The sequence below is a fragment of the Oceanicola sp. 22II-s10i genome, from assembly GCF_002210105.1.
Classification (GTDB): Bacteria; Pseudomonadota; Alphaproteobacteria; order Rhodobacterales; family Rhodobacteraceae; genus Pseudooceanicola.
Window position 1 is genome coordinate 234,882 of record NZ_AQQU01000003.1, and the last position, 15,375, is coordinate 250,256.

Genomic DNA, 15,375 nt, shown 5'->3' on the forward strand with positions numbered 1-15,375 from the left:
GCGCGCCGCATATGTCCTAAATCACCGCGTGGAACAGTCCGCCCATCACGGCCACGACCACCGCGGCGAAAACCCCCGCGATCACATCGTCCAGCATCACGCCCGTCGCATCCGCACGCCGGTCCGCCCAGCCGATCGGACCGGGTTTCAGGATGTCGAACGCCCGGAAGGCGATGAACGCCACGACCCAGCCGGGCCAGAGCGCCAGCACGTTCACCCCGGCATGATCCGCCCCGATCAGAACCGGCAGCAGGGCGATCCACTGGCCCGCCACCTCGTCGATCACCACGTGCGACGGATCGTGGTTGCCCGTCCGCTCGACCTCGCGCGCCGTGGCCCAGACCCCGACGAAATAGGCGACCGGAATGGCGAGGATCACCAGCCACGCGCCGCCGATGGCATGCAGCTGCCATGCCGACAGCAGCCCGGCGGCCGAGCCCCATGTGCCGGGCATCGGGCGCATGTGGCCCGTGCCGCCGAAGGTCGCGATCAGGTGGCTGGGGGTCATTGGCTGTCTCCGGTGGCGAACAGGGTTGCGGTGGCAAGGGCGGCGATGCCTTCCTCGCGGCCGGTGAAGCCCAGCCGTTCCGAGGTCGTCGCCTTGACCGAGATGCGGTCGGCGGGGGTGCCGAGGATGCGCGCCAGTTCGGCCTGCATCGTCAGGGCGTGGGGGCCGATCTTGGGGCGTTCGCAGACCAGCGTGCAGTCGATATTGCCGATCTCGTAGCCCTTCGACCGGGCCAGCGCCCCGGCATGGGCCAGGAATATCCCGCTCGCCGCGCCCTTCCACTGGGGATCGGAGGGCGGGAAGTGGCGGCCGATGTCGCCCTCGGCCAGCGCGCCGTAGATCGCGTCGGTGATCGCGTGCATCCCGACATCGGCATCCGAATGCCCGACCAGCCCGTGCCCGTGATCGACCCGCACACCGCAGAGCATCACGTGATCGCCCGGCCCGAAGGCATGGACGTCGTAGCCGTTGCCCAGCCTCACCGGAACCCGTGTGGCGCCTGTCATCTTGCTGCCCCTCAATATGCGCTCGGCCCGCGCGAAATCGGCGGGCGCGGTGATCTTGATGTTGTCCGGATCGCCCGGAACCATCTGCACGGCGATGCCTGCGGCCCGCGTGACCTCCACGTCATCCGCCGCACCGCCCATATGCGCCCGGTGTGCGTCGAGGATGGTGCCAAAGCGGAAGCCCTGCGGGGTCTGCGCGCGGAACAGGCCGTCACGGTCCTGCGTGCCCGCCACGTGCCCGTCCGCCCCGCGCCACAGGGCATCGCTGACCGGCAGGCCGGGCGCGGCGGCCTCGGTACCGTCCAGCGCGTCCACGACCGAGCTGATCAGCTCCGCCGTCACGCAGGGCCGGGCGATGTCGTGGATCAGCACCTTGTCCGGCGGCGTCTCCGCCAGCGCCTCCAGCCCCGCGCGGACCGAGGCGTCGCGGGTCGCGCCGCCGGTCACGCGGATCACGCCCTCGGGCAGGGGAATCGCGCGGTCGTCGGGATGCAGCACGACCACGATCCTGTCGACGCCGGCGGCGGCAAAGGCGGCCAGCGTCCAGTCGGCCACGCGGCGGCCGGCAAGGGGCCGCCACTGCTTGGGCAGGCCGCCTCCGGCGCGGGTGCCGCGTCCAGCGGCGACGATCACTGCGGCTGTGGTCATGGGCTTCCTTCGTCTGGCCCCTGCATAGGCCCAAGGCCGGGGCGGGGCAATCGCAGAGGTGTCGCGGGTTGATGCCCAAAAAACGGGCGATTACGGGAATGTCAGGCCGCTTACGCGGGTGCATTTGTTGAACCTTTGTGCAATGTGTTCTAGCCAGATGACGTTGCACAAGGAATAGGCACATGACGCCGACCCGGGGCGACCTGGCATTAAACCCTCCCGTCCTGCTGGCCCCGATGGCCGGAATCACCGATCTGCCGTTCCGCGATCTGGTGAGCCGCTTCGGTGCGGGCCTCGTCGTGAGCGAGATGGTGGCGAGCCAGGAGATGATCCAGGGCAAGCCCGGCGTCCGGGAAAAGGCCGAGCTCGGCATCGGCCGGGCACGCACCTCGGTCCAGCTGGCCGGGCGCGACGCGGGCTGGATGGCCCGTGCCGCACGCGAGGTCGCCGACCAGGGCGCGCAGGTCATCGACATCAACATGGGCTGCCCGGCCAAGAAGGTCGTGGGCGGGATGTCCGGCTCGGCCCTGATGCGCGAACCCGACCATGCGCTCTCGCTGGTCGAGGCGGTGGTGAACGCGGTCGACGTGCCGGTCACGCTCAAGATGCGGCTCGGCTGGGACGACGACTGCCTGAACGCGCCTGAGATCGCGGGGCGGGCCGAGGCGGCGGGCGTGCGGATGCTGGTGATCCACGGCCGGACACGCTGCCAGTTCTACAAGGGGCAGGCGGACTGGGCCGCGATCGCGGCGGTCAAGCGGGCGGTGTCGGTGCCGGTGATCGCCAACGGCGACATCGTCAGTGCGGCGACGGCGCGCGAGGCGCTGCGCCTGTCCGGCGCGGACGGCGTGATGATCGGGCGCGGCGCGCAGGGGCGGCCCTGGCTGCCCGCGCAGGTCGCGCATGAGCTCTATGGCCAGCCGGCCCCGACGATCCCGAACGGAGGCGATCTTTCCGACATGGTCTCAGAACATTACGAGGCGATCCTCAGCTTCTATGGCGCCGCGCTCGGCACCCGCGTCGCGCGCAAGCACCTTGGCTGGTACATGGATGCGGCGGGCACCGGCGCGGCCCTGCGGCAGCGCATCCTGCGCAGTTTCGACACCTCCGAAGTCCTGCTGCTGCTGCCGCGCGCACTGGCGGCGCAGCAAGATGAAAAGGCCGCCGCATGACCCTGGCCGAAAACTCCATCTGGGCCTCGCTGCCGGTTCCGGCGCTGCTGCTCGACCCCGAGGACCGGATCGCGGACATCAACCCGGCGGCCGAAGGCTTCCTGAACACCTCCTCCAAGTCGATCCGCGGCCAGCACCTGTGGGAACGGGTGATGATCAACTCGCCGCTCGAGGACGCGTTCAACCGGGCGCGCGAGACGGTGTCGCCGCTCTTCGTCAACGATGTCGACGTCGGCACCGGGGACCGCGCGCCGCTGCACTGCAACCTGCAGATCGCGCCGCTGCAGGACCAGCCGGGCTACATGATCTTCCTGATCTCGCCGCGCGAACTGGCGGGCCGGATGACGCAGGACCATTCGGTCAAGTCCGCCGCCAAGTCCGCCATCGGCATGGCCGAGATGCTGGCGCACGAGATCAAGAACCCGCTGGCCGGCATCACCGGCGCCGCGCAGCTCCTGTCCATGGGCCTGAACGCCGAGGACCGTGAGCTGACCGACCTGATCGTGGGTGAGACGCGGCGCATCGTGAAGCTGCTGGAGCAGGTGGAGCAGTTCGGCAACCTGACGCTGCCCGACCTCAAGCCGGTCAACATCCACGACGTTCTGGACCGTGCGCGCCGGTCGGCCCTGCTGGGGTTCGGCGCGAACATGAAGATCGTCGAGGATTACGACCCCTCGCTGCCGCATGCCATGGGCGACCCGGACCAGTTGCTGCAGGTCATCCTGAACCTGTTGAAGAACGCCGCGCAAGCCGCTGGAAAGGATGGCGGAACCATCCGCCTGCACACCTATTTCGAACACTCGTTCCGCCTGCGCCGCGCCGATGGCGGCGGGCGGTCGCTGCCCCTGCAGATCGAGGTGATCGACGACGGTCCCGGCCTGCCGGACGAGATCGCGGACCAGATCTTCGACCCCTTCGTGTCGGGCCGCGAAAACGGCACCGGTCTGGGCCTCGCTCTGGTCAGCAAGATCATCTCGGACCACGAAGGCTGGATTTCGGTCAACTCCGTGCCCGGCCGCACCGTCTTCAGAATTTCCCTGCCTATGGCCCCGCGCCTCAGAAAGAAGAAAAAGGACTAAATCCAGATGGATGGCACCGTTCTTGTCGCCGATGACGACCGCACGATCCGCACGGTTCTGACACAGGCGCTGACCCGCGCCGGGTGCAAGGTCCACGCGACGTCTTCGCTGACCACGCTGATGAGGTGGGTCGGCGAGGGCAAGGGCGACGTGGTCATCAGCGACGTCATGATGCCCGACGGGAACGGGCTGGAGATGCTGCCCAAGATCGCGCAGGACCGTCCGGGCCTGCCGGTGATCGTGATCTCGGCGCAGAACACCATCATGACCGCGATCCAGGCGGCCGAGGCCGAGGCCTACGATTACCTGCCCAAGCCCTTCGACCTGCCGGACCTGATGAAACGGACGGCCCGCGCGCTGGAACACCGGCGCAAGCTGCCCTCGGGCCCCAAGCCCGAGGTCGAGGAGGTCGACCGCCCCGATGAACTGCCGCTGGTCGGCCGCACCGCCGGGATGCAGGCGCTCTATCGCCTCGTGGCGCGGGTGATGAACACCGACCTGTCGGTGATGATCTCGGGTGAAAGCGGGACCGGCAAGTCCCTGATCGCCAAGGCCATTCACGACTTCAGCGACCGGCGAAACCTGCCGTTCGTCACCGCCTCCGCCGCCGATCTGCAGGACCTCGAAGGACCAGCCCGCATCCTCGCCCGCGCCAAGGGTGGCACGGTGCTGTTCGACGAGATCAGCGATCTGGACCTCGAAATCCAGTCCCGCATCGTTCGGATGATGGACGGCCCCGCCGACACGCTGCCGCGCTTCATGGCAACCTGCCAGACGGATCCGAACCGCGCGATGGAAGAGGGCAAGGTCCGGCAGGACCTCTACTACCGCCTCTGCGGCGCGACGATCCACGTGCCCGCCCTGCGCGAGCGGGTGGAGGACATCCCGCTGCTGGTCGAGCACTTCCTCCAGCGCGCCGAACGTGACGGCGCGCCCCTGCGCCACGTGGCTGACGATGCGCTGGAACTGATGCGCACCTTCTCGTGGCCCGGCAACGTCCGCCAGCTGGAGAACGCGATCCGCCGCCTCGTGCTGACCGCGCGCAGCGACGAGATCACCCGCGCCGAGGTCGAGGCCGTGCTCGGCAACCAGCCGGAAAGCGAGCCGGTGCTGGGCGGTGGCGATACGGAAAAGCTCTCCGCCTCGGTCATGCGTCACCTGCGCCGGTATTTCGACCTGCACGGCAACGCGTTGCCGCCGCCGGGCCTCTATGCCCGCATCCTGAAGGAGATGGAAATGCCGCTGATCGAGATCGCGCTGGAGGCGACGGGCGGCAATCAGGCGAAATGCGCCGATCTTCTCGGCATCAACCGCAATACTTTGCGCAAGAAGATCACTGACCTTGATATTCGCGTGACACGCCGCCGCAAATTGATGTAAAACCGCAACAGAACCGTGGCCGATGAGAGTCGTCTCTCATGACGAGCCACAATATATGGCGGTAGTGGCCGAGAGGCCACGCGAGTAGGCGGGGGATGCCTGTGGCAACCCGAGCACGATCTTCTAGCTGGGAGCGGCTGAGCCGTCTCCGGCGGCAGCGTCGGTTTCAGAGCGTGGCGACCCTCGGGCTCGTCCTGCTCGGGCCCGTGCTGGCCGTGGCGACCTTCCTTGTCCTCGGGCCCCTCGATCAGGGCGCGTCCTCGCTTGCCCTGCGGCTCGTCCTGCTGGCCGACCTCGTCTATGTGCTGACCGTCGCGGCGCTGGTGCTTCAGCGCGTGGCCCAGATGATAGCGGCCCGACGTGCCCGGTCCGCCGGCTCCCGGCTGCACCTGCGCCTGACCGGCGTCTTCGCGCTGATGGCACTGCTGCCCGCCGTCACGGTCGCGATCTTCGCGGCGATCACGATCAACGTCGGTCTCGAAGGCTGGTTCTCGGACCGGGTGCGCAACGTGGTGGGCACCTCGCTTTCGGCCGCGCGCGCCTACGAGGACGAACACCGCGCCGGCCTGCGCGAGGATGCGACGGCGCTGGCCGACTTCATCGACCGCGCCCGCGACAGCGTCTTCTTCATGAGCGATGGCGAACTGCGGCAGGTCCTGACCTCGGGCCAGACCCAGATCCAGCGCGGCCTGCGCGAAGCCTATGTCATCGACGGCGGTGGCGAGATCCGGGCGCGGGGCGAACGCTCCTACCTGTTCGATTTCGAACGCCCCACCACGGCGCAGATCGAACAGGCGGGCGACAGCGGCCTCGCCATCATCGAGGACTGGGACAACAACGAATTCCGCGCGCTTCTGCCGCTCCGGAACTTCACCGACCGTTACCTCTATGTCAGCCGCGAGGTCGACGGCGGTATCCTCAGCCTGCTGGACGACACCCGCGCCACCGTGCAGCTCTACCAGCAGCTGGAAAGCGAGCGGGGCAGGGTGCTCTTTGAATTCGGCCTGCTCTACCTCGGCTTCGCCGTCATCCTGATCCTCGCCGCCGTCTGGCTGGGCCTGTGGTTTGCCGAACGCCTGTCCCGCCCGGTCGGTCGCCTGACCGGCGCCGCCCAGCAGGTCGGTGCGGGCGATCTGGACGTGCAGGTGATCGAGGACGAGGGCGACGACGAGATCGCCATGCTGGGCCGCTACTTCAACCAGATGACCCGGCAGCTGAAACGCCAGCGCGAGACGCTGCTGGAAAACACCGGCCAGATCGAGGGGCGGCGGCGGCTGTTCGACAGCGTGCTGTCCTCGGTGACCTCCGGGGTCGTCGGTCTGGATGCCGAGGGCCGCGTGACCTTCGTCAACCGCTCGGCCGAACGGCTGCTGGCGTGGAACGAGGGCAAGGAGACGCTGGCGATCTGGGTCGCCGTGCCGGAGTTCGGGCCGCTCTTCGACCAGCTCCGCTCGGGCGGGGCCAGCGTGGTGCAGGAAGAGGTCAAGGTCTCGCGCAATGGCCGGATGGAGAACCTGCTGGTCCGTTTGGCCACCCGCCGCAATGCCGAGGGCGCGCGCGAGGGCTATGTGGTGGCCTTCGACGACGTCACCGACCTCGTCACTGCCCAGCGGATGGCGGCGTGGGGCGACGTGGCCCGGCGTATCGCGCACGAGATCAAGAACCCGCTGACGCCGATCCAGCTCTCGGCCGAGCGCATCAAGCGCAAGTTCAGCCGCCATCTGGACGAGGCCCTTGCCGGCGACCTGGAAACGCTGACCGAGGTTATCGTCCGCCAGACCAACGACCTGCGCCGGATCGTCGACGAATTCTCCAAGTTCGCCCGGATGCCCGAGCCCGAGACCCGAGACGAGGATCTCGGCGCGCTCCTGCGCAACGCCGTGGTCCTGCAGCAGGCGGGCCAGCCCGAGGTGGCGATCAGCGGCGACCTGCCGGACGCAGCCCTGCCCGCCGAGGTGGATGCCACGATGATCGGGCAGGCGCTGACCAACCTGATCAAGAACGCGGGCGAGGCGACCGAGACCCTGCGCGAGAAGGGCGCGCCCGACGGCTATGCCCCCGCGATCCACGTCCGCTGCGCGACCGAGGCCGACGAGGCCGGACGCCACTGGGCGATCATCCGGATCGAGGACAACGGCGTCGGCCTGCCCGAGGACCGGGCGCGGCTGTTCGAACCCTACGTGACGACCCGCGACAAGGGCACAGGCCTCGGCCTGCCCATCGTGAAGAAGATTATCGAGGAGCACGGCGGAACGCTGGCACTCGAAGACGCACCCCTATTCGAAGGGTGCACCCACCACGGCGCTGCCGCTGTCATCCGGCTCCCCCTGAAGCCGGGCGCGGAGATAACGGCGCCGGAAAGCGAGCGAGAGGCGATATGAGTGATATTCTGATTGTTGATGACGAACGCGATATCCGGGAACTGATTTCCGACATCCTCGAGGACGAGGGCTATTCCACGCGGCTGGCCGGGAATTCGGACGACTGCATGGCGCAGCTCAACACCGAGGCGCCGGGGCTCATGATCCTCGACATCTGGCTCAAGGACAGCCGGATGGACGGGATCGACATCCTCAAGCACGTCAAGCGCAACAACCCGGACGTTCCGGTGGTCATCATTTCGGGCCACGGCAACATCGAGATCGCGGTCGCGGCGATCAAGCAGGGCGCCTACGACTTCATCGAGAAACCCTTCAACATCGACCAGCTTCTGGTGGTGATCCGCCGCGCCATGGAAACCTCGCGCCTGCGCCGCGAGAACAACCAGCTCAAGCGCAAGGACCCCGCCACGGCCGAGATGATCGGCAACTCCGCCACCTTCCGCGCGATGGTCGGCCAGCTCGACAAGGTGACCAAGTCGAACGGCCGCGTGATGCTGACCGGCCCCGCCGGGGCTGGCAAGGAAATCGCCGCCCGCTACGTTCACACCCATTCCAGCCGCGCCGAGGGGCCGTTCGTCGTGGTGCCCTGCGCCTCGATCGACCCGGACCGGATGGAACAGGTGCTGTTCGGCCGTGAAAGCCCGGAGCGCGGGGTCGAGAAGGGCCTGCTGGAGGAAGCGCATGGCGGCGTCATCTATTTCGACGAGGTCGCGGACATGCCGCTCGGCACCCAGTCGAAAATCCTCCGCGTGCTGGTCGACCAGCAGTTCGCCCGCGTCGGCGGCACCGACAAGGTCCGCGTCGACCTGCGGGTGATCTCCTCGACCGGGCGCGACCTCGATGCCGAGATCGCCGCCGGCACCTTCCGGCAGGAGCTCTACCACCGCCTCAACGTGGTGCCCGTCGCGGTGCCCAGCCTGTCCGAACGGCGCGAGGACATCCCGCTGCTGTCTGACCACTTCATCGAGGACCTGCACAAGACTCAGGGCCTGCCGAAACGCGCGCTCTCGGACGAGGCCGCCGCGCTGATGCAGACGATGAACTGGCCCGGCAACGTCCGCCAGCTGCGCAACGTGATCGAGCGGGTGCTGATCCTCGGCGACAGTCGTGCCGAGATCGGGGTGGAGGAAATCCCCGGCGAGGAAGAGCGCACCGACGGCGAGGGCCGTGTGGTCCTGTCGGGCGCGCTGGCGACCATGCCGCTCCGCGAGGCGCGCGAGGCGTTCGAGCGGGAATACCTGCTGACCCAGATCAACCGCTTCGGCGGCAACATCTCGCGCACCGCGCAGTTCGTCGGCATGGAACGCTCCGCGCTGCACCGCAAGCTCAAGTCGCTGAACGTGGTCACCACCTCCAAGGCCGGCGCCCGCGTGGCCCATGTCGAGGACGAAGACGAAACCGAGCCGGCGGAATAATCCGCTCATCGCGCCTGACGGCGCGCCTCGCAGGTCCCCCTGCTTCTTCTGGTTTCAAATACTTTCGGGGGGTCCGGGGGGCAGACAGCCCCCCGGCCTCTCCGCCGGAACCGCCGCCCGGATCAGGTCACCCCGATAAGCACGCCCCGATCACAGCGGCCGGATCTTCAGCCGCGTGATCCGGTTGTCCTTGCGCGACACGACCTCGAACCGGAAGCCGTGGAACGAGAACACCTGGCCGGTCGTGGGGATTGACTGCGCCTCGTGGATCACCAGCCCCGCGACGGTGTTCGCCTCGTCGTCCGGCAGCGCCCATTCCATCGCCCGGTTCAGGTCGCGGATCGTCATCGCCCCGTCGACCAGGAACTGCCCGTCATCCGCCTTGCGCACCTGCGAATCCGCCGCCGGGTCGAATTCGTCCGTGATTTCGCCCACGATCTCCTCGAGGATGTCCTCAAGCGTGATCAGCCCCTGCAGCGCGCCGTATTCGTCCACCACCAGCGCGAAATGCGACCGCATCCGCAGGAACTGGCGCATCTGTTCGTCCAGCGTCGTGGTTTCCGGCACGAAGTACGGCTTCATCGCCACGTCGGCGAGGCTGAATTCCTGCAGCGCCGCCTCGTAGGTCTGGCCGGCGCCGACGGTCAGCCGGTGGATCGAGCGCAGCAGGTCCTTGGCATGGACCACGCCGATGATGTTTTCCGGATCGTCCTTGTAGACGGGCAGGCGGGTGTGGTTGCTGTCCAGGCACTGGGCGAGGATTTCCTCGGGCGCATCCTCGGCGTTGATCATCTCGATCCGCGAACGGTGGAGCATGATCTCCTCGACCGTCCGGTCGCCGAGGTCCAGCGCGCCGAGGATCCGGTCGCGGTCCTCCTTCTCGACCACGCCCTCGCTGTGCCCCAGATGCAGGGCGCCCGCGATCTCCTCGCGGACCGCCAGCACGTTCGCCTCCGGATCGGTGCGGACGCCGAACACCCGCAGGACCATCCGCACCAGCACACGGACGGCGCTGACCACCGGAGAAAAGACGGTGATGATGACCGCGATCGGGCCCGAGACCCGCGCCGCCGCCGCCTCGGCATTGGTGATGGCATAGGTCTTGGGCAGCACCTCGGCAAAGATCAGCACCAGCACCGTCATCGCCAGCGTCGCCAGCGCCACGCCGCTGTCGCCGAACAGCCGCGTGAACAGCGCCGTCGCCAGCGAGGTGGCGAGGATGTTGACCAGGTTGTTGCCCAGCAGGACCGAGCCGATCAGGCGCTCGTTGTCCTCGGTAATGACCAGCGCCCGCTGCGCCCCGCGCGATCCCTTGTCGGCCTGGCTGCGCAGCTTGCCGCGCGACGCGGCGGTCAGCGCGGTTTCTGAGCCCGAGAAGAAGGCGGACATCACCAGCAGCGACAGGATCGCCCCCGCGCTGATCCAGAAGGCGGTGTCGAGAAAGGCGGTCGTGTCGTCCATCGGGCGTACAGGGCTCAGGAAAGGAAAGGGATGTCAGTGGTTATGGGGGCCGGCAGGCGCGGGTTCAAGCTGCGCCGCGGCGGGATCAGCCGATCGTGGCGTAAAGCTCGAATTCCTCGGCACATTTGCGACGGTATTTCTCGGCCGTGCCGGGCGACAGCTCGACCGGCATCTCGGGCGAGACGTTTTCGCGGGCGAGATCGATCTTCATCTCCAGCCGCTCTTCGAGGAACCGCAGCAGCGCGCCCTGATCCTCGTAACGGAACAGCCGGGTCACCCGCGTGCCGTTCGGCTGCGCCTCGAGGAACTTGGCCTGGCTGCCGACATCCGCGAATCCGGGCCGGTTGCCCTTGCAATAGGCGTCCACGAAATCGTCGAAGCTGATCCCGTGGGTCGCGTTCGCCTTGCCCTCCATGAAGGGCCGCTGCCGGAATCGCCACCACGATCCCAGCCAGGACACCGGCTCGCGCATCACCGCGATGACCTCCAGCTCAGGGGCCACGAATTTCTCCAGCATCGGGCGGAAGAAGCGGTTGTAGCGATAGACCGGCGCGTGTTTCAGCTCGGGGGGATTCTGCACCCAGATGTCCGACACGGGGCCGAGCGCCGACTCGAACGCCGTCGTCCCGGTCTTGGGCACCGAGAGCATCACCAGACGAGCCTTTGAAAACACGAGCATTTCCCGCCAGACCTTTCCCTGTCCGCTGCATCACGCCTGCGTAAACTACTCCTTAACCCTGCTGGTCAACACTTCTTTCGGGAAGAAAATTGTTGAAATGTTCTCCTTTTGATCCTATTCATTCCGGAACAAGAGGCGAACATAAACGGTAGCCCCGCGTGATTGCCCTCGGGCGGCGGGTGTGAAAAAAGGATGACAGGCATGGCAACGGCAGACCTTCTTTCAATGGACAGCAAACGCGACCCGAACAAGCAGAAGGCGCTCGATTCGGCGCTGGCCCAGATCGAACGCCAGTTCGGCAAGGGCTCGATCATGAAGCTCGGAGGCGACAACCCGATCAAGGATATCGAGGCGACGTCGACCGGCTCTCTCGGCCTCGACATCGCGCTCGGCATCGGCGGCCTGCCCAAGGGCCGGATCATCGAGATCTACGGCCCGGAAAGCTCGGGCAAGACGACGCTCACGCTGCATTGCGTGGCCGAGGAACAGAAAAAGGGCGGCGTCTGCGCCTTCGTCGACGCGGAACACGCACTTGACCCGCTCTATGCGAAAAAGCTGGGCGTCGACCTGGACGAACTGCTGATCTCGCAGCCCGACACCGGCGAACAGGCGCTGGAAATCACCGACACGCTGGTCCGCTCCGGTGCGGTGTCCATGGTCATCGTCGACTCGGTCGCGGCCCTGACGCCCAAGTCCGAGCTTGAGGGCGACATGGGCGACTCGAGCGTCGGCGTCCACGCCCGCCTGATGTCGCAGGCGATGCGCAAGCTGACCGGGTCGATCGCGCGGTCGAACTGCATGGTGATCTTCATCAACCAGATCCGGATGAAGATCGGGGTGATGTTCGGCTCGCCCGAAACCACCACGGGCGGCAACGCGCTCAAGTTCTACTCCTCCGTCCGCCTCGACATCCGCCGCATCGGCTCGATCAAGGACCGGGACGAGGTCGTGGGCAACACCACCCGCGTCAAGGTCGTCAAGAACAAGGTCGCCCCGCCGTTCAAGCAGGTGGAATTCGACATCATGTATGGCGAAGGCATCTCCAAGACCGGCGAACTGCTGGACCTCGGCGTCAAGGCCGGCGTGGTCGAGAAATCGGGCTCCTGGTATTCCTACGGCGACGAACGGATCGGCCAGGGGCGTGAGAACGCCAAGACCTTCCTCAAGGAAAACACCGGCATCGCCTACGAGATCGAGGACAAGATCCGCGCCTCGCACGGGCTGGATTTCGGCGGCGGCGACGAGGAATCCGAGGCCGTCCTCGACGACTGATCGCCTGGACGCAGACGGCCACTGCAGAAAGGCCCCTCCGCCCGGACGCTGGCGGTGAGAATATCCGGGAAAGGGCGGCCGACGGGCCGCCTTTTCTCGTTCCGGCCCCACGTCCGTGTCCGGCACCGGCGGCGCGTGCCCAAGTTGTGGACACCGGCCCGCCGCATCGCTACATCAGGCCAACGCGACGCCGCCTGATCCGGAAAGTGCCGACAATGCAGACCCTGAACGATATCCGTTCGACGTTCCTCAATTATTTCGCCAAGCAGGGCCACACGATCGTGCCCTCCAGCCCGCTTGTCCCGCGCAACGACCCCACGCTAATGTTCACCAACTCCGGCATGGTGCAGTTCAAGAACTGCTTCACCGGGGTCGAACACCGCGACTACACCCGCGCCACAACCGCGCAGAAATGCGTCCGCGCGGGCGGCAAGCACAATGACCTCGACAACGTCGGCTACACCGCGCGGCACCACACTTTTTTCGAGATGCTGGGGAACTTCTCCTTCGGTGACTACTTCAAGACCGAGGCGATCCCCTTCGCCTGGGAGCTTGTGACCAAGGATTTCGGCATCCCCAAGGACAAGCTCTACACGACGGTCTACCACACCGACGACGAGGCCTTCGAGATCTGGAAGAAGGTCGGCGTGCCGGAAAGCCGGATCATCCGCATCGCGACCTCGGACAACTTCTGGCAGATGGGGCCGACCGGCCCCTGCGGCCCCTGCACCGAGATCTTCTATGACCACGGCGAGAAATACTGGGGCGGCCCTCCGGGAAGTCCGGAAGAGGATGGCGACCGGTTCATCGAGATCTGGAACGTCGTCTTCATGCAGAACGAGCAGTTCGAGGACGGCTCGATGCGGGCGCTCGACATGCAGTCGATCGACACCGGCATGGGCATCGAACGGGTCGCGGCGCTGCTGCAGGGCACCAACGACAACTACGCCACCGACCTGATGCGCGCGCTGATCGAGGCCTCGGCCCATGCGACGTCTTCGGACCCCGACGGCCCCGGCAAGACGCATCACCGCGTTATCGCCGACCACCTGCGCTCGACCTCCTTCCTCATCGCCGACGGCGTCATGCCCTCGAACGACGGCCGCGGCTACGTGCTGCGCCGGATCATGCGCCGTGCCATGCGCCACGCGCACCTGCTGGGCGCGCAGGATCCGCTGATGCACCGGCTGGTCCCGGAACTCGTCCGCCAGATGGGCGAGGCCTATCCCGAACTCCGTGCCGCCCAGCCGATGATCGAGGAAACGCTGAAGCTGGAGGAAACCCGCTTCCGCCAGACCCTCGACCGTGGCCTCAAGCTGCTGGACGACGAACTGGGCAAGCTGCCGGACGGCTCCGATCTGCCGGGCGAGGCCGCGTTCAAGCTCTACGACACCTACGGTTTCCCCCTCGACCTGACGCAGGACGCCCTGCGCGAGATGGGGCGCAAGGTCGACACCGGCGGCTTCGACGCCGCCATGGCCGAACAGAAGGCCAAGGCCCGCGCCGCTTGGGCCGGGACCGGCGAGGCCGCGGACGGCAAGGTCTGGTTCGACCTGTCCGAAAAGCACGGCGCGACCGAATTCCTCGGCTACGACACCGAGGCCGCCGAGGGCCAGATCCTCGCCGTCGTCGCCGACGGGGCCGAGACGGACGCGAAAGGGGCCGGCGAGGCCTGCCAGATCGTGGTGAACCAGACCCCGTTCTACGGCGAGTCCGGCGGCCAGGTCGGCGACACCGGCACGATCACGACCGAGACCGGCACCGCGCGAGTCACCGACACCAAGAAGGCGGCGGGCGTGTTCATCCACTTCGCCGAGGTGGAGCAGGGCACGATCTCCAGGGGTCAGGCCGCCAAGCTGACCGTGGACCACGACCGGCGCGGCCTGATCCGCTCCAACCACTCGGCCACGCACCTGCTGCACGAGGCCCTGCGCGAGGCACTCGGCGACCATGTCGCGCAACGCGGCTCACTCAACGCGCCCGACCGGCTGCGCTTCGACTTCAGCCACGCCAAGGCGCTCAGCCCCGAAGAGATCGCGCAGGTCGAACGCGACGTGAATGCCTACATCCGGCAGAACACGCCGGTCGAGACGCGGATCATGACCCCCGACGACGCCCGCGCCATCGGCGCGCAGGCGCTCTTCGGCGAGAAATACGGCGACGAGGTCCGCGTGGTCTCCATGGGCAGCGCGCCGACCGGCAAGGGGCAGGACGGCCAGACCTATTCGCTGGAGCTCTGCGGCGGCACCCACGTCCGCCGGACCGGTGACATCGGCGCCTTCGCCCTGACCTCGGAAAGCGCGTCCTCCGCCGGTGTCCGCCGGATCGAGGCGCTGACCGGACAGGCGGCCCTCTCCGCCCTGCGGGGCCGCGACGTGGCGCTGTCGGAAATCGAGGGCCTGCTCAAGGTCGCCGGGTCCGGCGTGGTCGACCGCGTCCGCGCACTGGTCGACGAACGCCGCACGCTGTCGAACGAGGTCGCCCAGCTCCGCCGCGAACTGGCGATGGCCGGCGGCGGCGGGCAGGGCGCTGCGCCCGAGGCCGAGGAGGTCGCGGGCGTCAAGTTCCTCGCCCAGGTCATGTCCGGCGTGTCCGGCAAGGACCTGCCTTCGCTGATCGACGAGATGAAGGCCCGGATCGGCTCCGGCGCCGTCCTCCTGATCGCCGAGGCCGACGGCAAGGCGGCTGTCGCCGCCGGTGTCACCGGCGACCTGACCGACCGCGTCTCGGCTGTCGATCTGGTGCGCGCGGCGGTCCCCGCGCTCGGCGGCAAGGGCGGCGGCGGCCGCCCCGACATGGCGCAGGGCGGCGGCAAGGACGCCGCCAATGCGAACGAGGCCATAGCGGCGGCCCGCGCCGTCATCGGAGGTTAAC

At 67.5% G+C, this 15,375-nt stretch carries 11 protein-coding genes; 7 read left to right on the top strand and 4 right to left on the bottom strand.

All coding sequences use genetic code 11. The features are described from left to right. Positions 1-16: 16 nt before the first annotated feature. Both ATO6_RS11285 and ATO6_RS11290 read right to left on the bottom strand, forming a co-directional pair. Positions 17-508 carry a phosphatidylglycerophosphatase A gene (locus ATO6_RS11285; protein ID WP_088624100.1) on the bottom strand — a complete coding sequence of 164 codons (492 nt, stop codon included), beginning with the start codon at positions 506-508 and terminating at the stop codon, positions 17-19. Next, positions 505-1,662: a bifunctional 2-C-methyl-D-erythritol 4-phosphate cytidylyltransferase/2-C-methyl-D-erythritol 2,4-cyclodiphosphate synthase gene (locus tag ATO6_RS11290; RefSeq protein ID WP_088624101.1), complete on the bottom strand. Its 1,158-nt coding sequence runs from the start codon at positions 1,660-1,662 to the stop codon at positions 505-507. The genes ATO6_RS11285 and ATO6_RS11290 overlap by 4 nt, the downstream gene beginning before the upstream one ends. Positions 1,663-1,844: 182 nt before the next feature. Between ATO6_RS11290 and dusB the strand changes: the two genes are divergently transcribed. From dusB to ATO6_RS11315, 5 genes are all read left to right on the top strand, one after another. Beyond that, positions 1,845-2,834 (top strand): tRNA dihydrouridine synthase DusB, encoded by a 990-nt coding sequence (gene dusB, locus ATO6_RS11295; RefSeq protein ID WP_088624102.1) that lies wholly within the window; start codon positions 1,845-1,847, stop codon positions 2,832-2,834. After that, positions 2,831-3,913, top strand: coding sequence for a nitrogen regulation protein NR(II) (locus ATO6_RS11300; protein ID WP_088624103.1), 1,083 nt, complete (start codon positions 2,831-2,833; stop codon positions 3,911-3,913). The genes dusB and ATO6_RS11300 overlap by 4 nt, the downstream gene beginning before the upstream one ends. 6 nt (positions 3,914-3,919) lie before the next feature. Further along, entirely contained in the window at positions 3,920-5,293 is a 1,374-nt protein-coding gene (locus tag ATO6_RS11305; protein WP_088624104.1) for a response regulator, read from the top strand. Between the two features lie 95 nt (positions 5,294-5,388). Next, positions 5,389-7,674: a PAS domain-containing sensor histidine kinase gene (locus tag ATO6_RS11310; RefSeq protein WP_088624105.1), complete on the top strand. Its 2,286-nt coding sequence runs from the start codon at positions 5,389-5,391 to the stop codon at positions 7,672-7,674. After that, positions 7,671-9,089 carry a sigma-54 dependent transcriptional regulator gene (locus tag ATO6_RS11315; protein WP_088624106.1) on the top strand — a complete coding sequence of 473 codons (1,419 nt, stop codon included), beginning with the start codon at positions 7,671-7,673 and terminating at the stop codon, positions 9,087-9,089. The genes ATO6_RS11310 and ATO6_RS11315 overlap by 4 nt, the downstream gene beginning before the upstream one ends. Positions 9,090-9,239: 150 nt before the next feature. Here the strand turns inward: ATO6_RS11315 and ATO6_RS11320 are convergent, their stop codons facing one another. Beyond that, positions 9,240-10,550, bottom strand: a complete 1,311-nt coding sequence (locus tag ATO6_RS11320; RefSeq protein ID WP_088624107.1) for an HlyC/CorC family transporter — start codon at positions 10,548-10,550, stop codon at positions 9,240-9,242. Between the two features lie 85 nt (positions 10,551-10,635). Then, a complete protein-coding gene (locus ATO6_RS11325; RefSeq protein ID WP_088624108.1) occupies positions 10,636-11,229 on the bottom strand; it encodes a gamma-glutamyl kinase in 594 nt (197 codons plus the stop codon). A 201-nt stretch (positions 11,230-11,430) separates the two neighbouring features. Here ATO6_RS11325 and recA point away from each other — a divergent pair, with 201 nt between their 5' ends. Both recA and alaS read left to right on the top strand, forming a co-directional pair. Next, positions 11,431-12,501 carry a recombinase RecA gene (gene recA / locus ATO6_RS11330; protein ID WP_088624109.1) on the top strand — a complete coding sequence of 357 codons (1,071 nt, stop codon included), beginning with the start codon at positions 11,431-11,433 and terminating at the stop codon, positions 12,499-12,501. 215 nt (positions 12,502-12,716) lie between these two features. Continuing rightward, on the top strand, positions 12,717-15,374 hold the full coding sequence (gene alaS / locus ATO6_RS11335) for an alanine--tRNA ligase (RefSeq protein WP_088624110.1): 2,658 nt from the start codon (positions 12,717-12,719) through the stop codon (positions 15,372-15,374). Position 15,375: the final 1 nt, after the last annotated feature.